The following is a 25,225-nucleotide window of genomic DNA, read 5'->3' on the forward strand; positions in this document are numbered from 1 at the left end:
GCGCCGCATCGGCTCGCGGCTCAGAGGCGGGCGGCCAGCTCCGTCGCCTGGCGGATGGCGCGCTTGGCGTCCAGCTCGGCGGCCACGTCGGCGCCACCGATCACGTGCACGCTCACGCCGGCCTCGCGCAGCGGCTCGGCGAGGTCGGCGACCGACTCCTGTCCTGCGCACACCACGACGGTGTCGACCGCCAGGACCTGCTCGGCGCCGTCCTGGTCGAGGATGTGGAGCCCCGCGTCGTCGACGAACTCGTACGTGACGCCGCCGAGCATGTGGACGCCGGCGTCCTTGAGCGTGGCGCGGTGGACCCAGCCCGAGGTCTTGGCGAGGCCCTTGCCCAGCGGTGCGTCCTTGCGCTGGAGGAGCCACACCTCTCGCTTCGGCGGCGCCTTGACCTTGGTTGCGAGGCCCCCGCGCTCGAGCTCGGGGTCGGTCACGCCCCAGCGTGCCATCCACTCGTCGAGGTCCTCGTCCGGCTCGTGGAGGAGGAACTCGGCGACGTCGAAGCCGATCCCGCCCGCGCCGATGACGGCTACCCTCTCTCCAGCCTCGACGCGGCCCTCGATCACGTCGGGGTACGACGCCACGCTCGCGTGGTCCAGGCCCTTGATCTCCGGCACCCGAGGGACGACGCCGGTCGCGACGACGACCTCGTCGTACGCCTGAAGGTCGGCGACGGTCGCCCGGGTCGAGAGCCGCACGTCGACGCCGGTGGTCTCGAGGCGCCGTGCGTAGTAGCGCAGCGTCTCGGCGAACTCCTCCTTGCCGGGGATCCGCTGTGCCAGCCGGAACTGGCCGCCCACCTGGTCGTCGGCCTCGTACAGGGTCACCTGGTGCCCGCGGTCGGCGATCTCCGTGGCTGCGGCGAGTCCCGCGGGGCCGGCGCCGACGACGGCGACCCGCTTGCGGCGCGGCTCAGGGACGGGGAGGAGGCGCAGCTCGGTCTCGTAGCCGGCGCGGGGGTTGACCAGGCAGGTCGCGCGCTGGTTCCTGAAGGTGTGGTCGAGGCAGCCCTGGTTGCAGGCGATGCAGGTGTTGATCTCGTCGGCGCGGCCGGCGGCCGCCTTGTTGACGAACGCGGCGTCGGCGAGCAGCGGGCGCGCCATCGACACCATGTCGGCCTGGCCGTCGGCGAGGATCTTCTCGGCGATCTCCGGGGTGTTGATGCGGTTCGAGGCGATCACCGGGATCCCGACCTCGGGACGCAGCTTGCCGGTCACCCAGGCGAACGCGGCGCGTGGCACCGAGGTGACGATCGTGGGGACGCGGGCCTCGTGCCAGCCGATCCCGGTGTTGAGGATCGACGCGCCCGCCTCCTCGAGCTTGCGGGCCAGCTCGACGGTCTCCTCCCAGGTCTGCGCGTCGTCGACGAGGTCGAGCAGCGAGATCCGGTACTGGACGATGAACTGCTCCGCGGTGGCCTCACGGATGCGGCGGACCACCTCGACGGCGAAGCGCATCCGCTTCGCGGCGGTGCCACCCCAGGCGTCGGTGCGGTCGTTGGTGCGGGCCGCGAGGAACTGGTTGATGAGGTATCCCTCGGACCCCATGACCTCGACGCCGTCGTAGCCGGCGCGCTGGGCGAGCAGCGCGGCGCGCACGAAGTCGTGGATCGTCCGCTCGACCTCGCGGGTGCTCATCGCGCTCGGCTTGAACGGGGTGATCGGCGACTTCTTCGCCGAGACGCCCTTGGAGAAAGGGGAGTACCCGTACCGGCCGGCGTGCAGCACCTGCATGAGGATGCGGCTGTCGTGGGCGTGGACCGCCTCCGTGACCTCCCGGTGGCGGTCGGCCAGGCGACGGGATGCCATGGTCGAGCCCATCGGGCTGAGCCAGCCACGCCAGCTCGGGGCGTACCCGCCGGTGACGAGGAGCGCGGTGCCACCCTCGGCCCGCTCGGCGAAGTACGCCGCGAGCTTGGAGATGTCGCTCGCCCGGTCCTCGAGCTTGGTGTGCATCGAGCCCATCATCACGCGGTTGCGCAGCGTGACCCCGCCGACCGTGATCGGGGAGAGGAGGTGCGGGTACGGGGTGGGGGCGGGCTGCTCAGCCATGGGATCCTCTGGTGTTCACTAGACGGGTGATCTCTCGTCGTGCTGCGTGGTTCCTGGTGCTGGCCGGGGTGTTCAACATCGTCATCTGGCCGCGGTTCGGGATGGCGGTGTGGGACGACGAGCGAGCGTGGGAGGGCGCCGTCGGGGACAGCACGCCGACCGGCTTCCTGTGGGTCCACGCGGTGCTGATCGTCGTGGCCGTCTCGATCGCGGTCGGCATCCTGTGGGTGGCGTTCACGGCGCTCCGGTCGAGGCGGAAGGCGCGCTCGGCTGTTTGAGCAGCCGTTCGACCTCCTCGCACCAGTCGAGCCCGGCCTGCTCGAGCAGCAGACCTCCACGGAGCACGGCGTACTGCGCGCGCTGGCCGTCGTCGAGCGCATCGGCGTCGGAGAAGTTGCGAGCCTCGTCGGCGCGGTAGTACGCGAGCCGCTCGCGGTGGGTCTCCGCCCGGCGGCGTACGTCGGCGAGAACGGCGTCGCGGTCGCAGTACGGCAGCCCGCGGAGCTTGACCGCGAAGTCGCTCCGGGAGGCTTCTGACGGGCTCGGTGTGCGTGACCACTCGAGCAGCGCGGCGTGCCCCGCGCCGGTGATGGCGTACACCTTCTTGTCCGGTCGGCCGTCCTGCGGAACCGGGTGCGACTCCACCAGCCCGTCACCCTCCATCCGCCCCAGCACCTTGTAGATCTGCTGGTGGCTGGCCTTCCAGAAGTAGCCGATCGACTTGTCGAACCGGCGCGTCAGGTCGTAGCCGCACGCCGATCGTTCGGCGAGCGAGACGAGGATCGCGTGCTCCAGGGCCATGTGCCGAGTCTATATGCAACTCTTTGCAGTGCAAGCCGTTGCATCGGCTCAGGCGGCGGCTCGGTCGTCGAGGACCCGCACCGCCGACCGGGCGGCCACCCGCCCCGCGCGGTTGGCCCCGATCGTCGACGCCGAGGGCCCGTAGCCGACCAGCTGCACCCGGTGGTCGCGTGCCGCGGTCGTCGGGGTGTGCGCATCCTCACGGGCGACGAGACGCACTCCGCCGGTGTCCTCGCGCAGGTGCAACGGCGCCAGGTGGCTCAGCACGGCCCGGAAGCCCGTGGCCCACACGATGGCGTCCGCGTGCCGGGAGGTCCCGTCGGCCATCCGCACCCCCTCGGGCTCGATCCGCGTGAACATCGGGTGCCGCTCGTACGCCCCCATCGCCGCGGCGCGTGCCTCTTGAGGGCGCAGCAGCAGACCGGTCACACTCACGACGCTCTGCGGCGGGAGGCCCTGCCGTACGCGCTCCTCGACCAGCGCCACCGCCTCGCGGCCGGCGTCCGGGTCGAAGTCGCCGACGCGCCACACGGGCTCGCGACGCGTGACCCAGGTCGTCGACGCGGCGAGCGGGGCGATCTCGCCGAGGACCTGCACGGCGGAGGCGCCGCCGCCCACGACGACCACGTCCAGACCGGCGAGGTCCTCGGGTCCCTCGTAGCCGTGGGTGTGGAGCTGGCGGCCGCGGAACGACGACGCTCCTGGATAGCTCGGCCAGAACGGTCGCTCCCACGTACCCGTGGCGTTGATGACAGCCGGCGCGCGCCACACGCCGGCGTCCGTGCGGACGAGGAGGTCCCCGCCGCGGTTCCCGGGGTCGGCGTCCTCGACTGCGCTCACCCGCACCGGTCGGACGACGGGGAGGCCGAAGCGCTCCTCGTAGGCGGCGTAGTACGCGGGAACGAAGTCACGGGCGGCCGCGTCGTCCACGGCCTCGGGCACATCGAGTCCCGGAAGGGTCGCGATCCCGTGGACGTCACCCATCGTCAGCGTGCGCCACCGGTGCTGCCACGCGCCCCCGGGAGCGGGGTTCGCATCGAGGACGACGAACGAGGCCCCGAGCCGCTGGAGGTGGTACGCCGCCGAGAGCCCGGCCTGTCCTGCGCCGATCACGACCACGTCGACCAGCGTCACGGTGTCGGGAGAACGGCTCACGTATGAGGACAACCATCGCGTCGGCGCGGGTGTTCCGGGAGGGCGCGCCCGGATAGCGTGGCCGCCATGACGGTCCCGCACTCCGACCCGGAGCACCTCGCCTTCGTCCACCTGCACCACGTCCAGCTGGCGATCCCGGCCGGCGGCGAGGACGCGTGCCGTGCGTTCTGGGGCGGTGTGCTCGGCATGCACGAGCTGGAGAAGCCCGCCGAGCTCGGGGCTCGGGGCGGCTGCTGGTTCCGGTCGGGCGGCGTGGAGGTGCATCTGGGGGTCGAGGAGGACTTCCGACCCGCGCACAAGGCGCACCCCGGCATGCTCGTCGCGCGGATCGACGACGTGGCTGCGCGGCTCGCGGCGGCCGGCATCGAGGTGACCTGGGACGACGCGTTCCCACGGCACCGGCGCTTCTACACCGCAGACCCGTTCGGCAACCGGCTCGAGGTGCTCCAGCCCCTCGGGTGACCGCTGCGACGTCCTGGCTACCGGTTGTTGGCGGCGATCCCCTGGGCGGCGAGCCGGACCACCTCGGCGATCCGCGTCTCACGGGTGCTGGGCCGCTTCGCGTCGACGAGCCAGCGCAGGATCTGCTTGCGGCGCCCGGCGGTGAACGCGTCGAACTGACGCCGTGCCTCGGGGTCGGCGTCCAGGGCGGCCGCGAGGTCGTCGGGGACATCCATCGCCTCGACGGAGTCGAGCACGGTCCACGACCCGTCGGCCTTCGCCCGGTCGATCGCCTCCCGGCCGGCAGGAGTCATGCGTCCGGAGGCCTCGACGCGGGCGACACGCTCCTTCGACAGACGGCTCCACACCGAGCCGGGGCGACGGCGGGTCATCCACAGCATCGAGTGCTCGTCGTCGAGGCCCTTGGCCTGACCGTCGATCCAGCCGAAGGCCAGGGCCTCCTCGATCAACGCCTCGTACGAGAGCTCGGGGCGGTCGGCCTCGTGTCGAGCCCACACCACCCAGACCCCGGGCTCGGGGTCGGCGTGGTGGTCGGCGAGCCAGTCTCGCCACCGGGTCGCCGAGCTGATCGGGAGTCGTGGGGCGTCGCTCATCGATGGCATCAGGTGACCTCCTTCTCAGCCGACGCGGGAGGCGAAGGCGAGCACGCGCTCGCGCAGCAGGCCGGCCGCGTCGGAGTCGTAGTCGACGTTGCCGACCTCGCCGAACAGGTGACGGGTCCCGGGATAGCGGAACACCTCCGCCCCGGAGGCCTCGGCGAACGGCGCGACCTCGGCATCCCAGTTGATCCACGGGTCGTCGACCATGCCGTGGACCTGGGCGGGGAGTCCGGCGGGCCAGGTCGAACCGAGTGCCTCGGGAGGCAGCACGCCGTAGAGGAAGACAGCACCGAGGGCCCCGGGTCGGGTCTGGGCCTCGAGCTGGGCGAAGACCGCCCCGAGCGACATCCCCATCCACAGGACCTCGGCTGGAAGCCCGTCGACCGCCGCTCCTGCGCGGCGCATCAGCTCCTCCCGGCCGACCTCGTCGCGGTAGCCGACAGCCTCCTCGACGCTGGTGAACGTCCGGCCGTCGAAGTAGTCGGGCGTGTGCACGGTGTGGCCGGCCGCACGGAGCTCGTCGGCGAACCCGATGAACCCCTCGGTCTGCCCCTGGGCGTGGTGGAACAGCACGATCTCCGTCATGCTCCAGCACGCTAGACCCGAGCGCCGAGACGTGTCAGTGCCCGCACCTACTCTCGAACACATGTCCACGTCGTCCGATCTCCTCGCCGCCCCACGCACTCCCGACGAGCTGAGCGTGCAGCTCGTCGAGCGCCTCACCGCCCGCGACGTCGAGGGCGTCGTCGCGCTGTACGAGCCGACGGCCGTGCTCGAGATGCCCGACGGCCGCCTCGCGGTCGGGCACGACGACATCCGTGCCTTCTACGCGCGCGCCCTCGCCGGTCACCGGCCGATCCGGGCGGGCATCCCGCGTCGGCCGCTGGTTCGAGGCGACGTGGCCCTCTCCACGACGGTGCTGCCGATGGACGCCGGTGCCGGCGGCGCGACGTGCGAGGTCGCGCGGCGTCAGCCCGACGGGACGTGGCGCTGGATCATCGACCGCCCGAGCGTGCGCTGAGCCCGGGAGCGCTCACCCGACGAAGCGGTAGCCCAGCCCTGGCTCGGTGACGAAGTGCCTGGGGTTGGCGGGGTCGTCCTCGAGCTTGCGGCGGATCTGCGCGAAATAGACCCGCAGATAGTGGGTCTCGCGCTCGTACGCCGGGCCCCACACCTCACGCAGGAGCTCGCTCTGGCGGACGAGCCGGCCGGGACGCCGCAGCAGGGCGGTGACGATCCGCCACTCCGTCGGGGTCAGGTGCACCTCCACACCGGACCTCGCGGCGGTGCCGTCCTCGGGGTCGATGACGAGTCCTCCGACGGAGACCGCGGGCGACGGCGACGGGGAGGTCCCGCCTCTGCGTACGGCCGCCCGCAGGCGCGCGAGCAGCTCCTCCATCCCGAACGGCTTCGTCACGTAGTCGTCCGCACCCGCGTCGAGCGCCTCGACCTTGTCGTCGGCCTCGTGGCGCGCGGAGAGCACGACGATCGGCACGCTGCTCGTGGCACGAATCCGGCGGATCACCTCGGTACCGCTCACGTCGGGAAGGCCGAGGTCGAGCAGGATCACGTCAGGGACCCGCTCGGCGACGGCCTGCAGCGCCGACCGTCCGTCGCCGGCGGTCTCGACCTCGTAGTCGCGTGCGCGGAGGTTGATGCGGAGCGTCCGCAGGATCGCGCGGTCGTCGTCGACCGCCAGCACGACGGTCATCCTGGCTCCTCGTTCGGTGGGCCCCCGGAGACCGGTGCCTGCGGCAGCGTGACGACGAAGGTCAGGCCACCACCCGGCGTCTCCTCGACCTCCAGCGTGCCCGACATCGCCTCGGTGAGCCCACGCGCCACGGCCAGACCGAGACCGACACCGTCACCCTGCGGCACGTCACCCAGGCGCTGGAAGGGAGCGAACATACGGTCGCGCCCTTGGGACGGCACTCCCGGGCCGTGGTCCACCACGCGCACGGACACCCGGCGAGCGCCGTCGGACTCCGTGTACGCCGACGCCTGGACCTGCACCGGACCCGAGGTGTGCTTGAGAGCGTTCTCGCCCAGGTTGGCGAGGACGCGTTCGAGGAGACCCGCATCAGCGCACGCCCCCGGGAGACCCTCCGCCGCCCGGACCTCGATGCGTTCGGCGTCAGGCAGCCCCGCGGCCGCCCTGCGGACGACCTCGACGACGTCGACGTCGGTGGGGAGCGCGGTGATCGCGCCTGCGCGGAGGCGGCTCATGTCGAGGAGGTTGGCGACCAGCGCGTCGAGGCGGTCGGCAGACTCCTCGATCGTCATCACCAGCTCGGCCTCGTCCTCCGCCGACCAGGTGATCTCGTCGTTGCGCAGGCTCGAGGCAGCAGCCTTGATGGCGGCCAGCGGACTCCTCAGATCGTGCGAGACCGCGGCGAGGAGGGCCGTACGCGTCCGGTCGGCCTCGGCGAGCTCGTGCGCGTGCACGCGCTGGTCCGCCGCTCGCGTACGGTCTCGGACGACTCGGGCGTGCGCGGCATACGCGGTGAGGAGCCGCCGGTCCGAGGCCGCGAGCGTCCGTCCCCGGAGCACCAGGGACGTGTGGTCGTCGATGGGCACCTCGACGTCGGCAGTCGAGACCGCGTCCGGCGCGTCGCCGTACGCGGTGATCGTCTCCCACCCGTGTGACGCCCGCTCCAGGATCGCCGCGCCACGCATGCCGAAGACCTTGCACGCCTGTGCGAGCAGCGTCGGCAGGCTCTCGCCCGCATGGAGGAGGCTGTGGGAGAGGACCGCCAGCGCGTCGGCCTCGGTCGACGCCCGCCGCGCCTGCGCGGCCCGTCCTGCCGCGACGTCGACGACCGACGCGACGGCGACGCCCACCACGACGAAGACGCCGATCACCGCGATGTACTGGCCGCGCGCGATCGCCAGCGTGTGCACCGGGGCCACGAAGAACCAGTTCAGAAGGGCCGCGGACAGCAGGGCCGCCACGAGGGCCGGCACCAGACCGCCCACCAGCGCGACCAGCACCACCACGCTCAGCATGACCATCGACTCGAGAGTGAGGTCGTGCAGGTCGGCGGTGAGGTTCAGGAGGAGCGCAGCGAGCACCGGGAGGACCACGCCGAGGCCGTAGCCCAGGACGGTGCGCCGGGTCCCGAGGTCGGGCCGCCGCCGGTCTCGGGTGCCTCTCCGCGCCTCCTGGTGGTTGACGATGTGGACGTCCACGTCTCCCGATCCGGCGATCACCCGCTCGCCGACCCCAGGACGCAGCGCCGCGGACCACCGTCCGCGCCTGCTGGCGCCGATGAGGATCTGCGACGCGTTCTCCGCCCGCGCGAACGAGAGGATCCCGTCGGCGACGTCGTCGCTGACCACGGTGTGAAAGCTGCCTCCCAGGTCGGTGACCATCGCGTGCTGGCGTGCCAGCTGGTCGGGCGAGGTGCCCGACAAGCCGTCGCGACGCGCGACGTAGACCGCCAGCCACTCGCCGCCCGCGGTCCGACCGGCGATGAGCGCCGCCCGGCGGAAGAGGGTCGCGGACTCCGCGCCACCGGTCACCGCGACCACGATCCGCTCCCGCGCCGGCCAGGTCGCATCGATCTGGTGCTCGTGCCGGTAGCGCTCGAGCCCTTCGTCGACCCGGTCGGCCACCCAGAGCAGCGCGAGCTCGCGGAGCGCCGCGAGGTTGCCCTCCCGGAAGTAGCGGGACAGCGCCGCGTCCACCCGGTCGGCGGAGTAGACGTTGCCGTGGGCCAGCCGGCGCCGCAACCCCTCGGGACTCATGTCGACCAGCTCGACGGTGTCGGCGCTGCGCACCACCTGGTCGGGCACGGTCTCCCGCTGCCGGACCCCGGTGATCGCCTCCACGACGTCGTTCAGCGAGTCCAGGTGCTGGACATTGAGGGTGGTGACGACGTCGATCCCGGCGGCCAGGAGCGCGTCCACGTCCTCCCAGCGCTTGGCGTGCGTAACGCCAGGGACGTTGGTGTGAGCGAGCTCGTCGACGAGGACGACCTCGGGCCGCCGGGCCAGGACGGCGTCGAGGTCCATCTCCTCGTACGTCGACTCCCGGTACGTGACCCGACGTCGGGGGACAACCTCCAGACCGTCGAGCTGTTCGGCGGTGTGGACCCGGCCGTGGGTCTCGACGAACCCGACGACGACGTCGGTCCCGCGGTCGCGGCGGCGGCGTGCCTCGTCGAGCATCCGGTAGGTCTTGCCGACGCCGGGAGCGGCCCCGAGATAGACCCGGAGCCGCCCGCGGTGCGAGGGCGGATGGTCCATGTCCGCCATCCTGTCAGGCCTTCGCGGCGTCGAGGATCGCAAGGTTGAGCAGCAGGACGTTCACTCCCTCCTCGCCGAGGAAGCCGAGCGTGCGCCCGGCGGTGTGCTCGGTGACGAGGTCGCGCACTGTCGACGGGTCCAGGCCGTTGGCCTCGGCGACGCGTGCCACCTGGAGGTCGGCGTACACCGGCGAGATGTGTGGGTCGAGGCCGGAGCCGGAGGCGGTGAGGGCGTCGGCCGGGACGTCGGACGGGGCGACCCCCTCCTCCTCGGCGACGGCGGTCCTCCGCTCCTCGATCGAGGCGAGAAGGTCCGGGTTCGACGGGCCGAGGTTGCTCGCGGCGCTCGCCAGCGCGTCGTACTCGGTGGCCGACGGCCGCGGGTGGAACAGCGCCGGGTCCTCGAAGGTCTGCCCGATGATCGCGGATCCGACGGGTCGGCCGTCGACCTCGACGACCTGCCCGTTCGCATGGTCGTGCGCGACGACCTGGCCGACGGCCCAGACGGCTGCGGGGTAGCCGATCCCGAGGATCACCGTGAGGACGAGCAGGATGCGGAGCCCCGTCGCGGTCTGACGCAGGAGCCCGGCGCCGAGCGGGGCGTGGACAGGTGCCGCATCGGACTCCCGGTCCGCGGGGGTGGTGGTCGTGGTCATGCGCGTGCCCTTTCCGTACGGGCTCACAGTGCGGAGCCGAAGAGGGTCGAGAGGAGGAGGTCGATGATCTTGATCCCGACGAACGGCGCCACCAGGCCACCGAGGCCGTAGACCAGGAGGTTGCGTCGCAGCAGTCCGGCCGCGGAGGTCACCCGGTACTTCACGCCCTTGAGCGACAGCGGGATCAGCGCGACGATGATGAGCGCGTTGAAGACGACCGCCGAGAGGATCGCCGACTCGGGGCTGTGCAGCCGCATGACGTTCAACGACTCCAGGCCGGGGTAGGCCGCGACGAACATCGCGGGGATGATCGCGAAGTACTTGGCGACGTCGTTCGCCACGGAGAAGGTCGTCAGCGCGCCTCGGGTGATGAGCAGCTGCTTGCCGATCTCGACGATGTCGATGAGCTTCGTCGGGTCGGAGTCCAGGTCGACCATGTTGCCGGCCTCCTTGGCGGCCGACGTGCCCGAGCTCATCGCGACGCCGACGTCGGCCGCAGCCAGCGCGGGAGCGTCGTTCGTGCCGTCACCGGTCATCGCGACCAGGCGGCCACCGGCCTGCTCCTGACGGATGTAGGCCATCTTCTCCTCGGGCGTCGCCTCGGCGAGGACGTCGTCCACACCGGCCTCCGCCGCGATCGCCTTCGCCGTGACCGCGTTGTCGCCCGTCACCATGACCGTACGGATGCCCATCCGGCGCAGCTCGGCGAAGCGTTCGGCCATGCCGGGCTTCACGACGTCCTTGAGGTGGATCACGCCGAGGACCTGTCCTGCGCCGCCGTGCGCGGGGCGGACGGCGACGACCAGCGGGGTGCCGCCGTCCGCGCTGATGCGCTCCACGGCAGACTCGACGCTCGGGGGCAGAGCGGTCTGGTCGAGCCAGGCGAGGACGGCCGACCAGGCGCCCTTGCGGACCACCGTCCCGTCGGCGAGGTCGACCCCGGACATGCGCGTCGATGCGGAGAACTCGACGATCTGGGCCCCGACCGGGAGCGGCACGTCGGGAGCGCCCTGCGTGAGGGCGAGCTCGACGATCGACCGGCCCTCAGGAGTGGGGTCGGCAAGGCTCGAGAGTCGTGCGGTGTCCCGCAGGACCTCGGGGTCCAGACCCGCCTGCGGGACGAAGGACGTCGCGCGGCGGTTGCCGTACGTGATGGTCCCGGTCTTGTCGAGCAGCAGCGTGCCGACGTCACCGGCGGCCTCGACGGCGCGACCCGACATCGCGAGGACGTTGACCCGCACGAGCCGATCCATGCCGGCGATGCCGATGGCCGAGAGGAGAGCACCGATGGTGGTCGGGATCAGGCAGACCAGCAGCGCCACCAGGACGAGCGTGCGCTGCGGTGCACCCGCGTAGTCTGCCATCGGTGCCAGCGTCGCGACCGCCAGCAGGAAGACGATCGTGAGGCTGGACAGCAGGATCGTCAGGGCGTTCTCGTTGGGTGTCTTGCGCCGCGAGGTGCCCTCGACGAGCGCGATCATCGTGTCGAGGAACGTGCTGCCCGGGGCCGCGGTGATCCTCACGACGATCCGGTCCGACAGCACGGTCGTGCCGCCTGTCACCGCCGACCGGTCACCGCCTGCCTCGCGGATCACAGGAGCGGACTCGCCGGTGATCGCCGACTCGTCGACCGACGCGATGCCCTCGACCACGTCGCCGTCGCCCGGGATGACCTCCCCGGCCGCGACGACCACCCGGTCACCGATCGCGAGGTCCGTGCCGGGGACCTCCGTCTCGGTGCCGTCGCGGTCGAGGCGTCGGGCGACCGTGTCCTTGCGGGCGGCGCGCAGCGAGGCGGCCTGCGCCTTGCCGCGTCCTTCGGCGACGGCCTCGGCGAGGTTGCCGAAGATCACCGTCAACCACAGCCAGACCGCGATCGCGATCGTGAAGAAGCCGGGGTCGGCGAGGGCGAGGACGGTGGTGAGGACGGACCCGACGAGCACCACGAACATCACCGGGTTGTGCCACATGTGGCGCGGGTCGAGCTTGGCCAGGGCCGTCGGCGCCTGGCTCACGAGCTGGGAGAGGGTCATGCGAGGGCCTCCGCGATCGGACCGAGGGCGAGCGCGGGGAAGTAGGTCAGCCCGGTCATCACGAGGACGACCCCGACCAGCAGGCCCGCGAACAGGGGAGTGTGAGTGGGAAGGGTGCCGGTCGTCTCGGGGACCTTCCCCTGGCGCGCCAGCGAGCCGGCCAGGGCGAGGACGAACAGGATCGGCACGAACCGGCCGAGCAGCATCGCCGCGGCGAGCATCAGCTGGAAGAACGTGGACGTCACCGTGATGCCGCCGAACGCGCTGCCGTTGTTGTTCGCCGCCGACGTGAACGCGTAGACGACCTCGGAGAAGCCGTGGCCTCCCGGGTTGCCCATCGCTGCTGCGGTGCTGGGGAGGCCGATCGCGATCCCGACGCCGACGAGGACGAGGGCAGGCGTGGTCAGCGTGTAGAGCGCCACGTAGCGCATCTCGGTCGAGCGGATCTTCTTCCCGAGCAGCTCGGGCGTACGGCCGACCATGAGACCTGCGACGAAGACCGCGAGGATCGCCATCACGAGGATGCCGTAGATCCCGGCGCCGACACCGCCGGGCGCGACCTCGCCCAGCATCATGTTGACGAGGACCGCTCCTCCGCCCGTCGGGGTCAACGAGTCGTGCGCGGCGTTGACGGCCCCGGTCGAGGTGCCGGTCGTCGCGGTGGCGAAGAGGGCGGATGCCCACTCACCGAAGCGTGTCTCCTTGCCCTCCATCGCGGCGCCGGCAGCCTGTGCGGACTGTCCGTGCGCACCGACCTCGGCCCAGGTGGTCACTGCGAGCGAGGTGACGAAGAGGGCGCCCATCGCCGCCAGGACCGCGTATCCCTGCCGACGGTTGCCGAGCATCGTGCCCAGCGTGCGGGTCAGGGCGACCGGGATCAGGAGGATGAGGAAGATCTCGAGCAGGTTCGAGAAGCCGTTCGGGTTCTCGAAGGGGTGGGCCGAGTTCGCGTTGAAGAACCCGCCGCCGTTGGTGCCGAGCTCCTTGATCGCCTCCTGGCTCGCGACCGGCCCGGTCGTGATCGTCTGCTGCCCGCCGGTGACCGTGTCCACGACCTGGTCCGCGCCGAAGCTCTGCACGGTGCCCACGACCACGAGCAGCACGGCCCCGACGAAGGCGATGGGGAGGAGGACCCGCAGGCTCACCCGGACGAGGTCGACCCAGAAGTTGCCGAGCTGGTCCGAGCGGTCTCGCGTGAAGCCGCGGATCAGAGCGACGGCGACCGCGATGCCGACCGCGGCCGACACGAAGTTCTGCACGGCGAGCCCGGCGGCCTGCGCGGTCCAGCCGAGCGTCGACTCACCGGCGTACGACTGCCAGTTGGTGTTGGTGACGAACGAGACGGCGGTGTTGAGCGCCATGTCCCAGGGCATGCCCCCCATCCCACGGGAGTAGGGCAGGGCCGACTGTGCGACCAGCAGGACGTACAGGAGGAGGAGGCTCACGACGGAGAAGCCGACGACGGCCAGCGCGTACGAGCGGGTGCTCTGCGTCGCGTCCGGGTTCACCCCGGCGAGCCGGTACAGCGGGCGCTCGACGCGGCTGTGGCGCGGGCTCTCGAGCGTCCGGGCGATGTAGTCGCCAAGAGGGCGGTAGGCCAAGGCCAGCAGGGCGACGAGGGCGAGCAGGCTCAGCGCGCCTGCGAGACCGTCGCTCATCAGAACCGCTCCGGGTGGATGAGAGAGGCGACCAGATAGCCGATCAGAAGGGCCACCAGTGTGATCAGGAGGCCGGTGTCAAGACTCATGACGCCGAGTCTTGGCCGCTGACGGCTGCCTGCGGCCGACCTTGACGCGACCTTGACCGGCCTTGACGCGATCTTGACGCGCCCGTGACGTGCGTCTCGGTGGGCGTCTCGACGGGCGGGCGAGTGCGAGTGGGACAGGCGCCCGTCCTTACGCTGGACGGTGTGCCTGCGACCGCTGACGACGTCGACGCCGCCTACGAGCCCGTCTCCCGGGTCGCTCTGCGGACACCGCTCGAGCGCGACGTCCGCCTGTGCGAGCAGACGGGTGCCGACGTGTGGCTCAAGCGTGAGGACCTCCAGGTCGTCCGCTCCTACAAGCTCCGCGGCGCCTTCCACATGATCTCGCGGCTGGACGACGCCGAACGCGGGCGCGGCCTCGTCGCCGCGAGCGCAGGCAACCACGCCCAGGGAGTCGCGTACGCCGCGCGTGCCCTCGGCGCGCACGCACGCATCTACCTCCCGCGGACCACGCCGCGACAGAAGCGCGACCGCATCGCGACGCTCGGCGGCGACGCGGTCGAGGTCATCGTCGGTGGGGACACCTACGACGCCGCGAGCGCGGCCGCGTACGAGGACGCCTCCCGCACCGGCGCGACGATCGTGCCCGCGTTCGACCACCCGGACGTGATCGCCGGGCAGGGCACCGTCGCGCGAGAGGTCGGTGAGCAGCTCGGCTCGGCCCCGGACGTCGTCGTCGTGCCGGTCGGAGGAGGGGGCCTGGTCGCGGGCATGGCGGCGTGGCTCGCGGTACGCCACCCGCACACCCGCATCGTCGGTGTGGAGCCCTCAGGCGCGGCGAGCATGGCCGCGGCGATGGGCAAGGGCGTTCCGGTCACGCTGGACGAGGTCGACGCGTTCGTCGACGGTGCCGCGGTTCGCCGGGTGGGGGACCACACCTGGGCCGTCCTCGAGGACCTGGCCCGTCGCGGCCGGGCGGTCGAGCTGGTCGATGTCGACGCCGGCACCGTGAGCGAGGAGATGCTCGCCCTCTTCGAGGTCGACGGCGTGATCGCGGAGCCTGCCGGGGCGCTCGCCGCGGCTGCCCTGCGCGTGCCCGGGCTCGTGGCGCCGGGCGAGTCGGTCGTCGCGGTCGTGTCCGGTGGTAACCACGACGTGAGCCGCTATGCCGAGGTGATCGAGCGGGCGCTGGTCTCGCGCGGCGTGAAGCACTACTGGCTCGTGGAGTTCCCGCAGGAGCCAGGGGCGCTGCGGCGGTTCCTCGACGAGGTGCTCGGGCCGGACGACGACATCACGCTCTTCGAGTACGTCAAGCGGCACAACCGGGAGACAGGGCCGGCGCTCGTCGGTATCGAGCTCGGCTCTCCCGACGATCTCGGCGGGCTGGTCGCGCGGCTCGAGGACTCGCCGGTGCGCGCCACGAAGCTGTCTCCGGACGACCCGGCGTTCCAGTTCCTGGTGTGAGCGCCCCGACCTGAGCGATCCCGTCAGTTCGTGGCACGTCCAGGCGCGCGTTCGGCCGCGCGGGGCGTCAGCAGTCCTCGCCCGACGGCGGCCAGGAAGATCATGCCGATGCTCAGCCCGAGGTGGAGCCAGTTGTCGGCATCGTTCACGGGGACGATGTTGGCGCCGTGGTCGTGGTCGACCATGACGCCGTACGCCCACAGGCCCAGATAGGCGACGCCGCCCCAGAGGAGATAGCGCAGCGAGCCGATCACGCTCCGCGCGAGGACCAGCCCGGCCACCCCGAACCCGAGGTGGAGGATGTTGTGCAGCACGGAGACCTCGAAGAGGCCGAAGAGCTCGGCGTCGCTCTCGTGACCGGCCCAGGTGATCGCGTCGAGGTTCGTCGTCACCCCCGGGACGAATCCCAGGATCCCGACGAGCACGAACGTGGCGCCGACCACGGCAGCCATCGCTCGTACGGTCTGGACGGCCTTCCGCTCCGGCGTCGTGGCAGCTGCGATGTCCTTCATGCCGCGTCGGTACCCACGGATCGAGGGCCTACCCGCCGGTGCGTCAGATGTCGGTCACAGCGGTGAGCAGGAAGACCGAGTCGGCGAGCGCCTTCACCGAGTGACGCTCGCGGGGGATCTGCGCGAGCATGCCCGTCTCGAGGGCGGTCGTGCCGGACGCGCCGACGACCTCGATCGCGCCCGTGAGCACCAGGATGCTGCCTGCCGGCGGTGCCTCGTGCTCGGAGAGCTCGGCGCCCTCGGCGAGCCCGAGGACGCTCTGGCGCAACGGGCCGTCGGTGAGCACCAGCTCGGCGCTCCTTCCGTGCGGCGCCGAGCTGGCGGCGTCGACGTACTCCTCGGTGAGCGCAGCGACGTCGCGCATACGAACCTCCGTCTCCGTGCGGGCGATGACGGTGAGCGTAGTCGGCCCCGGCCCGCCCCGCTCGGCGGCGAACAGGGGGTCCGAGGGCCGCAGAAGTTCCGGTCGCGGCCATGCCCGGTCCGACCTACGTTGTCGCGAGAGGAGGCTGTGATGACTCAGACCACCCGTGAAGGACGAGCGCGTGCTCGGCGCCGGGGATCCGGCGGGGGCACGGACGGTCCTGCGTCGGAGGCCCTGCTCGCGCTCGGTGACTTCTTCTCACGCTGGGACGAGAGTCCTGACCGGCGCGCTGTCTATCGCAAGGGCGGTCGCCGCGGCGACGTCTTCTATCGCGACCGGTGGAGCCACGACAAGGTCGTTCGGTCCACGCACGGGGTGAACTGCACGGGGTCGTGCTCGTGGAAGGTCTACGTCAAGGACGGGATCATCACGTGGGAGGCGCAGCAGACCGACTATCCCACCACGGGACCGGACCGCCCCGAGTACGAGCCGCGCGGATGCCCTCGCGGCGCGGCCTTCTCCTGGTACACCTACTCGCCCACCCGGGTGCGCTACCCGTACGGACGAGGTGTCCTGATCGAGATGTACCGCGAGGCCAAGGAGCGTCTCGGCGACCCGGTCCTCGCCTTCGCGGAGATCGCGGCAGACCCTGACAAGCGTCGCCGCTACCAGCAGGCCCGCGGCAAGGGTGGCCTCGTCCGCATCTCGTGGGAGGAGGCGGTCGAGATCGCCGCCGCCGCGCACGTGAGCACGATCAAGACGTACGGGCCGGACCGGTGCGCGGGCTTCTCTCCGATCCCGGCGATGTCGATGGTGTCGCACTGCATCGGCACGCGCTTCATCCAGCTCATCGGCGGCGTCATGACGTCGTTCTACGACTGGTACGCCGACCTCCCGGTGGCGAGCCCGCAGGTGTTCGGCGACCAGACCGACGTCCCGGAGTCCGGTGACTGGTGGGACGCCTCGTACCTGCTGATGTGGGGGTCGAACGTCCCCGTCACCCGCACGCCGGACGCGCACTGGATGGCGGAGGCGAGGTATCGCGGCACCAAGGTGGTCGCGGTCTCACCCGACTTCGCCGACAACACGAAGTTCGCCGACGAGTGGATGCCGGCGCAGGCCGGCACCGACGCGGCGATGGCGATGGCGATGGGCCACGTGATGCTCAAGGAGTACTACATCGAGCGCCAGGTCCCGTTCTTCACCGACTACGTGAAGCAGTACACCGACCTGCCCTTCCTCGTCCGGCTCAGGCAGTCCGACGACGGCTCCTGGGTCCCGGAGAACTTCCTCACCGCAGCCGACCTCGAGGGCTCGGGGACGTCGCAGAACGAGGCGTGGAAGACGGTGCTCCTCGACGCCCGTACGAACGAGCCGGTGGTCCCCAACGGATCGGTCGGGTTCCGCTACGGCGAGGAGGGTGAGGGCCGCTGGAACCTCGACCTCGGCGAGGTCGACCCCGCGCTGTCGGTGATCGGCCCGGACGCGCGGCCGGCCGAGGTGCTGATGCCCGCCTTCGACGCCCCCGACGGCTCGGGAAGCGTGATCCGGCGCGGCATCCCGGTCCGTCGCGTCGGGGAGCACACCGTCACCACGGTGCTCGACCTGATGCTCGCGCAGTACGGCGTCGGCCGCGACGGGTTGCCCGGCGAGTGGCCGACCGGGTACGACGACGCGTCGTCGCCGTACACGCCGGCCTGGCAGGAGGCGATCACGTCGGTGCCCGCGTCGCAGTGCATCCGGATCGCACGCGAGATGGCCCAGAACTCCGAGGAGTCGGGCGGGCGGACGATGATCATCCTGGGCGCGGGCGTCTGCCAGTGGTTCCACGGGGACGTCACGTACCGGGCGATCCTGACGCTGCTCATGATCACCGGAGCCATGGGGCGCAACGGCGGCGGCTGGGCGCACTACGTCGGCCAGGAGAAGTGCCGTCCGATCACCGGCTGGCTGTCGCTGGCCAACGCGCTCGACTGGTCGCGCCCGCCGCGGACGATGACCGGCACGTCGTACTGGTACATGCACACCGGCCAGTGGCGCTCCGACGGCTCCCACCAGGACGTCCTCGCCTCACCGCTCGCGGAGGGCGACCTCGGCGACCTGCACACCGCCGACCTGATCGCGAAGTCGGCACGGATGGGATGGATGCCGTTCTATCCGCAGTTCGACCGCAACCCGCTCGACCTCGCCGACGAGGCGGGCGCGGCGACGGCCGCCGGCTCGGCGGCGGACGCGGGCTCGTGGATCGCCGACCGGCTCCGGGACGGCAGCCTGAACGCGGCGATCGACGACGTCGACGCACCGCAGAACTGGCCGCGCACGCTCGTGCTGTGGCGCTCGAACCTCTTCGGCTCGTCGGCGAAGGGCAACGAGTACTTCCTCGAGTACCTGCTCGGCACCCGGTCGAACGTCGACGACACCGACGCACCGGAGCCGCCGCGCACGATCCGGTGGCGGGACGAGGCGCCGCGGGGCAAGCTCGACCTGCTCGTGTCGGCCGACTTCCGGATGACCTCGACGACGCTGCTGTCCGACATCGTCCTCCCGGCTGCCACCTGGTACGAGAAGTACGACCTCTCCTCGACCGACATGCACCCGTACGTGCACGCCTTCACCCCGGCGATCGACCCGCCGTGGGAGACGCGCAGCGACTTCGACATGTTCACCGCGATCGCGGTGAGGCTGTCGGAGATGGCGAAGACGCACCTGGGGGTCCGCAAGGACCTGGTCACCGTCCCGCTGCAGCACGACACACCGGGCGAGATCGCGCAGCCCGGCGGGCGGAGCCTCGACTGGAGGGAGGGGCAGACCGATCCGGTCGCCGGCAAGACGATGCCGGTCGTGGCCGTCGTCGAGCGCGACTACACCGCGATCGCGGACAAGCTCGCCGCCGTCGGGCCCAAGGCCGAGCAGCTCGGCTTCACCACCAAGAACATCACCTACGACCTCGAGGAGGCGGTCGCCTCGCTCGGTGCCAAGCACGGCGTGATGGGGTCGGGAGCGGCCGAGGGCCGGCCCGCGATCGACACCGACTCGCGGATGGCGGAGGCGATCCTCACCTTCTCCGGGACGACCAACGGGCACCTCGCCGCACAGGGCTTCCGCGACCTCGAGCGGCGCACGGGCCGCCCGCTCGTCGACCTCGCCGAGGGCGCGGAGGAGAAGCAGATCACCTTCCGGATGACGCAGGAGGCTCCGCAGTCGGTGATCACCTCTCCGGAGTGGTCGGGATCGGAGACCGGCGGGCGACGCTACGCGCCGTTCACGGTCAACATCGAGCGCCTGAAGCCGTTCCACACGCTCACCGGGCGGATGCACTTCTACCTCGACCACGCCTGGATGCGCGACTACGGCGAGCAGCTGCCGACGTACCGTCCGCCCCTGGACATGCACCGCATGTACGGAGACGTGGCCGTGGGAGACGCTGCGGCTCCCGTGGAGGACGGTGCCCTGCAGATCGCGGTCCGGTACCTCACCCCGCACAACAAGTGGTCGATCCACTCGGAGTACCAGGACAACCTCCTCATGCTCTCGCTGTCGCGCGGCGGTCCGATGGTGTGGATGAGCGTCGGGGACGCCGACCGGATCGAGGTCGCCGACAACGACTGGGTGGAGTGCGACAACGCCAACGGTGTCTTCGTCGCGCGCGCGATCGTGAGCCACCGGATGCCCGACGGCGTCGTCTACGTCCACCACGCGCAGGAGCGCCTGATCGACGTCCCGAAGTCGCAGAAGACCGGTCGACGCGGCGGTATCCACAACTCCGTCACCCGTCTGCTGGTCAAGCCGACCCACCTCGTCGGCGGGTACGCGCAGCTGTCCTACGCGTTCAACTACCTCGGCCCGACGGGCAACCAGCGCGACATCGTCTGCACCGTCCGCAAGCGGACCGTGCCGGTGACGTACTAGTCCGAGCCCAGGCCGGCCACGGGCGGAGAGCGAGAACCGATGAAGGTCATGGCGCAGGTCGCGATGGTGATGAACCTCGACAAGTGCATCGGCTGCCACACCTGCTCGGTCACGTGCAAGCAGGCGTGGACAAACCGCAGCGGCGTCGAGTACGTCTGGTTCAACAACGTGGAGACCCGACCCGGTCAGGGCTATCCCCGCCGGTACGAGGACCAGGAGCGCTGGCGGGGCGGCTGGGTACGCAACCGTCGTGGGCGGCTCTCGCTGCGCACCGGCGGACGCGCCCGACGGCTGTTCACCATCTTCGCCAGCCCGGTCCAGCCCGAGCTGTCGGACTACTACGAGCCCTGGACCTACGACTACGAGAACCTCACCCGCGCGCCGCTGGGTGACGACTTCCCCGTGGCGCGCCCCAAGTCGCTGATCACCGGCAAGGACATGGCGATCACCTGGTCGGCGAACTGGGACGACAACCTCGGCGGTGGGCCGGAGTCGGTGCTGCAGGACCCGATGGTCGAGAAGGTGCGCCGCGAGTCCGAGGACAAGATCCGTTTCGACCTCGAGCGGACCTTCATGTTCTACCTGCCGCGGATCTGCGAGCACTGCCTCAACCCGTCGTGCATGGCGTCGTGCCCGAGCGGTGCGATCTACAAGCGGTCCGAGGACGGGATCGTGCTCGTGGACCAGGACCGGTGCCGGGGCTGGCGGCAGTGCATCACCGGCTGCCCGTACAAGAAGATGTACTTCAACCACAAGTCGGGCAAGGCCGAGAAGTGCACCTTCTGCTATCCGCGGGTGGAGGTCGGCATCCCGACGGTGTGCGCCGAGACCTGCGTCGGACGGCTGCGCTACATCGGCGTCTTCCTCTACGACGCCGACCGCGTCACCGAGGCCGCGTCCGTCGAGGACGAGCAGCAGCTCTACCAGGCGCAGCTCGACCTCATGCTCGACGCCGACGACCCGCAGGTCCGTGCGCAGGCCCGGGCCGACGGGATCCCGGAGGACTGGATCGAGGGCGCGAGCCGCTCACCGGTCTACGCGCTGGCCAAGCGCTACAAGGTCGCGCTGCCGCTGCATCCGGAGTACCGGACGATGCCGATGGTCTGGTACGTCCCGCCGCTGTCGCCGATCGTCGACCTGCTCGCCGACCAGGGGCACGACGCGGAGGACGAGCGCACCCTGTTCGGGGCGATCGAGGCGCTGCGCATCCCCGTCGAGTACCTCGCCGAGCTCTTCACCGCCGGGGACACCGACGTGATCACCGGCGTCTTGCGCAAGCTGGCCGCGATGCGGTCCTACATGCGCGGGATCAACCTCGGCAAGGTCCCTGACGGCACGATCCCGGCGTCGGTCGACATGTCCGAGGAGGACATGTACGAGATGTACCGCCTGATGGCGATCGCCAAGTACGACGAGCGGTACGTGATCCCGACGGCACACGCCGAGCAGGCCCACGACCTCGAGGAGCTCGGCTGCTCGCTCGACTTCGAGGAAGGGCCGGGCATGTACGAGTCGGGGGCGGTCGGCGAGGCGAGCGGACGGCCGGTGCCGATGGCGGTCGAGAACTTCCACGCGCTCAGGCAGCGTCAGGGAACCGACACCGTGGCCGCCCCGGACCCCTCGAGCAGCGGTCAGGTGAACCTCCTGAACTGGGACGGCCGCGGCGCTCCGCAGGGGATGTTCCCGCCTCCGGCGACCGACCGGGAGGACGTCCCATGACCGACCACCGGGTCGCGCACCGCAGCGCCGCGCTGCTCCTCGCCTATCCCGACGAACGGCTCGTCGAACGCCTCCCGCTGATCCGCGCTGCGCTCGAGGAGCAGTCCGCCGGACGCGGTCGCACCGCGCGCCGCGCGCCGTACCGGCACCTCCTCGCCTTCATCGACGTCATCGAGGAGACCCCGGTGCAGGCGCTGGCGCGCCGGTACGTCGAGGTCTTCGACCTGGACCGCAAGCATCCGCTCTACCTCTCCTACTTCACCGACGGAGACACGCGGCGCCGTGGCGAGGTGCTCGCGGGGTTCAAGCAGGCCTACCGCGACTCCGGCCTGCTCGTGGACACCCACGGCGAGCTCCCTGACTACCTGCCGATGGTGCTGGAGCTGGCGGCGCACGACCCGGAGCGCGGCGGCGAGCTCCTCGAGCGCTACCGGCCGAGCGTGGAGCTGCTGCGGCTGGCGCTCGAGCAGACCGCCGGCAAGGACGAGCCCGGGGCGACGCCCACCCCGTGGGCGCACGTGCTGCGCGGGGTGTGCGCGACGTACGACGGCCCGGGACCGCAGGACCGCGCCGCCGCGATGGCGATGGCGGGGCCACCCACGGAGACGGTCGGGCTCGACTCCTACGACCCCCGTCTCCTGCCGATGTCGGACTCCGGAGGTCACTGATGGACGTCGTCCTGTGGGGGGTCATCCCGTACCTGGTCCTCGCGACCTTCGTCGGCGGGCTGATCTGGCGCTACCGCTACGACCAGTTCGGCTGGACCACCCGGTCCTCCCAGCTCTACGAGTCGGCGCTGCTGCGCATCGCGTCCCCGCTGTTCCACTTCGGGATCCTCGTCGTGGTGATCGGGCACGTCATCGGGCTGCTCGTCCCGGAGGCGTGGACCGACGCCATCGGCGTCAGCGAAAGCGAGTACCACGCGATGGCGCTGTCGCTCGGGACGATCGCCGGTCTCGCCACGCTCGTCGGCGTCGTCATGCTGATCTATCGCCGGCGCAAGACCGGGCCGGTGTTCATGGCCACCACCAAGAACGACAAGACGATGTACGTCGTGCTGGTCGCGGCGATCGTCGCGGGGCTCGTGACCACCGTCGTGAGCGTGTTCGACACCAACGTCACCGACTACCGGCACACGGTGTCGCCCTGGTTCCGGAGCCTGTTCGTCCTCCAGCCGGACGTCGACGCGATGGCGGCCGCGTCCACGTCGTTCCACGTGCACACGCTGGTCGGCCTGGCGCTCTTCGCGATCTGGCCGTTCACGCGGCTGGTGCATGCGTTCACGGCGCCGGTCCACTACCTGTTCCGCCCCTACATCGTCTATCGCAGCCGCGACGACGTCTCCGCAACCCGCGCGCCGCGGCCGGGCTGGGAGCCCGTCGGCACACCGGACCGCGACCGCTGACCGACCGACCAGGCCGTGGATCACCGAAAGGCACCGCGATGAGCACCGCCACCGACGCACCTGCTCTCCCGAGGGCCGCCCAGACCCGCAACCTGATCCTCGCCACCTGGGCGTTCGCGATCAGCTTCTGGGCGTGGAACATGATCGGGCCGCTCGCGGCCCGCTACGCCGGCGACATGGACCTGAGCTCCACGCAGAAGTCGCTCGCGGTCGCGGTCCCCGTGATCGTCGGGTCGCTGGGCCGGATCGCGGCCGGCACGCTCACCGACAAGTACGGCGGCCGGCTGATGTTCACCGTCCTGCTCGTCGCGACGGCGCCGTTCGTGGTCCTCGTCGCGGTGGCAGGCAACGCCGACTCCTACGCCCTGCTTCTCGTCTTCGGGTTCTTCCTCGGCATCGGCGGCACGACGTTCGCGGTCGGCATCCCCACGGTGAAGGCGTGGTACGAGAAGCCTCGCCAGGGCTTCGCGACCGGCCTGTTCGGTGCGGGCATGGGTGGCACGGCACTGTCGTCGTTCTTCACCCCGCGCTTCGTGGACTGGTTCGGCTACATGGCGACGCACGTGATCCTCGCCGTCGCCCTGCTGGCGACGGCCGCGGCGTGCTGGGCGTTCATGCGGGACTCCCCACGCTGGAGCCCGGCGGCGGACAAGGCCGGACCCAAGCTCCTGGCGGCGCTCAAGGAGCCGGTGACCTGGCAGATGTCCCTGCTCTACGCGATCGTGTTCGGCGGGTTCGTGGCGTTCTCCACGTATCTGCCCACCTATCTCGGCGACGTGACGACCTACGGGTACGGCCTCACGGAGGCCGGTGAGCGGACGGCGGGGTTTGCGCTGGCGGCCGTGATCGCGCGTCCCGTCGGCGGTGCACTGTCGGACAGGTTGGGGCCGCGGTTCGTCACCCTCGTCTCGCTCGCCGGCACCGCGGTGATGGCCGTGGTGCTCGCCCTGCGTCCCGAGCCGGAGTGGCCGGCCGGTCTCGCCTTCGTGGCGATGGCGGCGTTCCTGGGGCTCGGGTCGGGGTCGGTGTTCGCGTGGGTCGCCCAGCGCGCCCCGGCCGACAAGACCGGCTCGGTCACCGGGATCGTCGGTGCCGCCGGTGGTCTCGGTGGCTTCTTCCCGCCGCTGGTGATGGGTGCGACCTACAACGAGGAGGACCACACCTACACGGTCGGGCTCACGCTGCTCTGCATCACGGCGGCGCTGGTGTTCCTGTTCACCCTGGTCGGGCTTCGCGAGCGGCCGGGTGACCGCCGCAAGGCGTGATCCGTACGCCGGTCAGGCCGCAACCGGCGAGACTCCGCGCGTGCGCTCGAGGATCACTGCGGCGACGAGGTCGGGGTCGTCGATCATCGGGACGTGGCCGCAGCCGGGGAGGGCCACGTGCGTCGCCGTCGGGAGCCGTCGACGTGCCTCCTGCGCCTGGGACGGGAGGAGGATGCGGTCCTTCGCCCCCCAGGCCACCGTCGTCGGGACCGACGGCCGGCCGCGGTAGTGGTAGCGCGCCCCCGACCGAAGCACCCGGACGAAGGCGTCGGCGTCGCGCAGGGCGAAGGTGTCGCCGAGGAAGTCGTCGGCGGTGATCCGCCCCGGGTGGGCGAACAGCGACGACATCGCCGCCGCCCGGGTCCAGCGGCGGGTCGAGATGCGGCGGACGAACGGCTCGGGAAGGCGGGAGGTGCCCTTCAGCCCGAGCAATACCGCGAACGCCCAGGCGCGGCCGGGCTCGGTCCAGAACCCGGCGGGGGAGAGCGCCGTCGCGGTACGCACGGAGCCGCAGGCGGCGAGCTCGAGGGCCAGGGCGCCACCGAGGGAGTTGCCGACGACGTGGGGCCGGTCGATCCCGACGGCGGCGAAGAAGTCGGCCAGCGCCTCGGTGAGCTGGTCCATGCCGTCGCGCCTGCTCCTCGGGAGGGCCCGCGACGCGCCGAAACCGGGGAGGTCCAGAGCGACGACGTCGTGGTGCGCGGCGAGCCGTGACAGCACGGGGTTCCACGCCTCCTTGCGGTGACCGATCCCGTGGAGGAGGACGAGCGGCTCACCGGAGCCCTGCCTGCTGTAGACGACGCTCATCGACGCTCTCCTGTCACGCGGGATGTGACATCGGACGTGTCACACTCGGCGAGCGTAGCCGCAGGTGG

The 25,225-nt window shown here is 71.2% G+C and carries 23 protein-coding genes; 9 read left to right on the plus strand and 14 right to left on the minus strand.

The window, feature by feature from the left end; all coding sequences use genetic code 11:
* Window positions 1-20 precede the first annotated feature (20 nt).
* Window positions 21-2,054, minus strand: a complete 2,034-nt coding sequence (locus KV097_RS18200; RefSeq protein ID WP_220366690.1) for an NADPH-dependent 2,4-dienoyl-CoA reductase — start codon at window positions 2,052-2,054, stop codon at window positions 21-23.
* A gap of 26 nt (window positions 2,055-2,080) precedes the next feature.
* Between KV097_RS18200 and KV097_RS18205 the strand changes: the two genes are divergently transcribed.
* On the plus strand, window positions 2,081-2,332 hold the full coding sequence (locus tag KV097_RS18205; protein ID WP_220342615.1) for an SCO4848 family membrane protein: 252 nt from the start codon (window positions 2,081-2,083) through the stop codon (window positions 2,330-2,332).
* Here KV097_RS18205 and KV097_RS18210 read toward each other — a convergent pair.
* Both KV097_RS18210 and KV097_RS18215 read right to left on the minus strand, forming a co-directional pair.
* Window positions 2,289-2,855, minus strand: a complete 567-nt coding sequence (locus KV097_RS18210) for a PadR family transcriptional regulator (protein WP_220345584.1) — start codon at window positions 2,853-2,855, stop codon at window positions 2,289-2,291. The genes KV097_RS18205 and KV097_RS18210 overlap by 44 nt on opposite strands.
* 48 nt (window positions 2,856-2,903) lie before the next feature.
* Window positions 2,904-4,010, minus strand: a complete 1,107-nt coding sequence (locus KV097_RS18215) for an FAD-dependent oxidoreductase (protein WP_308289493.1) — start codon at window positions 4,008-4,010, stop codon at window positions 2,904-2,906.
* Window positions 4,011-4,076: 66 nt separating this feature from the next.
* On the opposite strand from KV097_RS18215, the gene KV097_RS18220 reads away from it, so the two are divergent.
* Window positions 4,077-4,472 carry a VOC family protein gene (locus tag KV097_RS18220; protein WP_220366691.1) on the plus strand — a complete coding sequence of 132 codons (396 nt, stop codon included), beginning with the start codon at window positions 4,077-4,079 and terminating at the stop codon, window positions 4,470-4,472.
* A 17-nt stretch (window positions 4,473-4,489) separates the two neighbouring features.
* Here the strand turns inward: KV097_RS18220 and KV097_RS18225 are convergent, their stop codons facing one another.
* Both KV097_RS18225 and KV097_RS18230 read right to left on the minus strand, forming a co-directional pair.
* Entirely contained in the window at window positions 4,490-5,074 is a 585-nt protein-coding gene (locus KV097_RS18225; RefSeq protein ID WP_220366692.1) for a YdeI family protein, read from the minus strand.
* A gap of 15 nt (window positions 5,075-5,089) precedes the next feature.
* The gene (locus tag KV097_RS18230) at window positions 5,090-5,656 is read right to left on the minus strand and encodes a dienelactone hydrolase family protein (RefSeq protein ID WP_220366693.1); all 567 of its coding nucleotides are present in this window, start codon (window positions 5,654-5,656) and stop codon (window positions 5,090-5,092) included.
* 61 nt (window positions 5,657-5,717) lie between these two features.
* Here KV097_RS18230 and KV097_RS18235 point away from each other — a divergent pair, with 61 nt between their 5' ends.
* Window positions 5,718-6,092 (plus strand): nuclear transport factor 2 family protein, encoded by a 375-nt coding sequence (locus KV097_RS18235; RefSeq protein WP_220342610.1) that lies wholly within the window; start codon window positions 5,718-5,720, stop codon window positions 6,090-6,092.
* A gap of 12 nt (window positions 6,093-6,104) precedes the next feature.
* On the opposite strand, the gene KV097_RS18240 is transcribed toward KV097_RS18235, so the two are convergent.
* Genes KV097_RS18240 through kdpF form a run of 6 tightly spaced genes read right to left on the minus strand, consistent with a single transcriptional unit; the run spans window position 6,105 to window position 13,754 of the window.
* Window positions 6,105-6,782: a response regulator gene (locus KV097_RS18240; RefSeq protein WP_220366694.1), complete on the minus strand. Its 678-nt coding sequence runs from the start codon at window positions 6,780-6,782 to the stop codon at window positions 6,105-6,107.
* A complete protein-coding gene (locus KV097_RS18245) occupies window positions 6,779-9,319 on the minus strand; it encodes an ATP-binding protein (RefSeq protein WP_255559827.1) in 2,541 nt (846 codons plus the stop codon). The genes KV097_RS18240 and KV097_RS18245 overlap by 4 nt, the downstream gene beginning before the upstream one ends.
* Window positions 9,320-9,332: 13 nt before the next feature.
* The gene (kdpC, locus tag KV097_RS18250; RefSeq protein WP_220342607.1) at window positions 9,333-9,974 is read right to left on the minus strand and encodes a potassium-transporting ATPase subunit KdpC; all 642 of its coding nucleotides are present in this window, start codon (window positions 9,972-9,974) and stop codon (window positions 9,333-9,335) included.
* A gap of 23 nt (window positions 9,975-9,997) precedes the next feature.
* Window positions 9,998-12,007 (minus strand): potassium-transporting ATPase subunit KdpB, encoded by a 2,010-nt coding sequence (gene kdpB / locus KV097_RS18255; protein WP_220342606.1) that lies wholly within the window; start codon window positions 12,005-12,007, stop codon window positions 9,998-10,000.
* Complete coding sequence (gene kdpA / locus KV097_RS18260; protein WP_220342605.1) at window positions 12,004-13,665, minus strand: potassium-transporting ATPase subunit KdpA; 1,662 nt, start codon at window positions 13,663-13,665, stop codon at window positions 12,004-12,006. Before kdpA ends, kdpB begins: the two co-directional genes overlap by 4 nt.
* Entirely contained in the window at window positions 13,665-13,754 is a 90-nt protein-coding gene (kdpF, locus tag KV097_RS18265; RefSeq protein ID WP_167000460.1) for a K(+)-transporting ATPase subunit F, read from the minus strand. The genes kdpA and kdpF overlap by 1 nt, the downstream gene beginning before the upstream one ends.
* A 162-nt stretch (window positions 13,755-13,916) precedes the next feature.
* Here kdpF and ilvA point away from each other — a divergent pair, with 162 nt between their 5' ends.
* A complete protein-coding gene (gene ilvA / locus KV097_RS18270; protein WP_308289494.1) occupies window positions 13,917-15,176 on the plus strand; it encodes a threonine ammonia-lyase IlvA in 1,260 nt (419 codons plus the stop codon).
* A 23-nt stretch (window positions 15,177-15,199) separates the two neighbouring features.
* On the opposite strand, the gene KV097_RS18275 is transcribed toward ilvA, so the two are convergent.
* Together KV097_RS18275 and KV097_RS18280 are read right to left on the minus strand one after the other, a co-directional pair.
* On the minus strand, window positions 15,200-15,688 hold the full coding sequence (locus KV097_RS18275; RefSeq protein ID WP_255559828.1) for a DUF4383 domain-containing protein: 489 nt from the start codon (window positions 15,686-15,688) through the stop codon (window positions 15,200-15,202).
* A 43-nt stretch (window positions 15,689-15,731) separates the two neighbouring features.
* The gene (locus KV097_RS18280; protein WP_220342604.1) at window positions 15,732-16,052 is read right to left on the minus strand and encodes a hypothetical protein; all 321 of its coding nucleotides are present in this window, start codon (window positions 16,050-16,052) and stop codon (window positions 15,732-15,734) included.
* Between the two features lie 150 nt (window positions 16,053-16,202).
* Between KV097_RS18280 and KV097_RS18285 the strand changes: the two genes are divergently transcribed.
* The 5 genes from KV097_RS18285 to KV097_RS18305 are packed head-to-tail and all read left to right on the plus strand — an operon-like array spanning window position 16,203 to window position 24,350.
* Window positions 16,203-19,961 carry a nitrate reductase subunit alpha gene (locus tag KV097_RS18285; protein ID WP_220366696.1) on the plus strand — a complete coding sequence of 1,253 codons (3,759 nt, stop codon included), beginning with the start codon at window positions 16,203-16,205 and terminating at the stop codon, window positions 19,959-19,961.
* Window positions 19,962-20,000: 39 nt separating this feature from the next.
* Window positions 20,001-21,680, plus strand: coding sequence for a nitrate reductase subunit beta (narH, locus tag KV097_RS18290; protein ID WP_220342602.1), 1,680 nt, complete (start codon window positions 20,001-20,003; stop codon window positions 21,678-21,680).
* Window positions 21,677-22,348, plus strand: coding sequence for a nitrate reductase molybdenum cofactor assembly chaperone (gene narJ / locus KV097_RS18295; RefSeq protein ID WP_220366697.1), 672 nt, complete (start codon window positions 21,677-21,679; stop codon window positions 22,346-22,348). Before narH ends, narJ begins: the two co-directional genes overlap by 4 nt.
* Entirely contained in the window at window positions 22,348-23,085 is a 738-nt protein-coding gene (narI, locus tag KV097_RS18300; RefSeq protein ID WP_220366698.1) for a respiratory nitrate reductase subunit gamma, read from the plus strand. Before narJ ends, narI begins: the two co-directional genes overlap by 1 nt.
* Window positions 23,086-23,123: 38 nt before the next feature.
* Window positions 23,124-24,350, plus strand: coding sequence for a nitrate/nitrite transporter (locus KV097_RS18305; protein WP_220342599.1), 1,227 nt, complete (start codon window positions 23,124-23,126; stop codon window positions 24,348-24,350).
* 12 nt (window positions 24,351-24,362) lie between these two features.
* On the opposite strand, the gene KV097_RS18310 is transcribed toward KV097_RS18305, so the two are convergent.
* Entirely contained in the window at window positions 24,363-25,157 is a 795-nt protein-coding gene (locus tag KV097_RS18310; RefSeq protein ID WP_220342598.1) for an alpha/beta fold hydrolase, read from the minus strand.
* Window positions 25,158-25,225: the final 68 nt, after the last annotated feature.

The sequence above is a fragment of the Mumia sp. zg.B17 genome, assembly GCF_019550915.1.
Taxonomy (GTDB): Bacteria; Actinomycetota; Actinomycetes; order Propionibacteriales; family Nocardioidaceae; genus Mumia.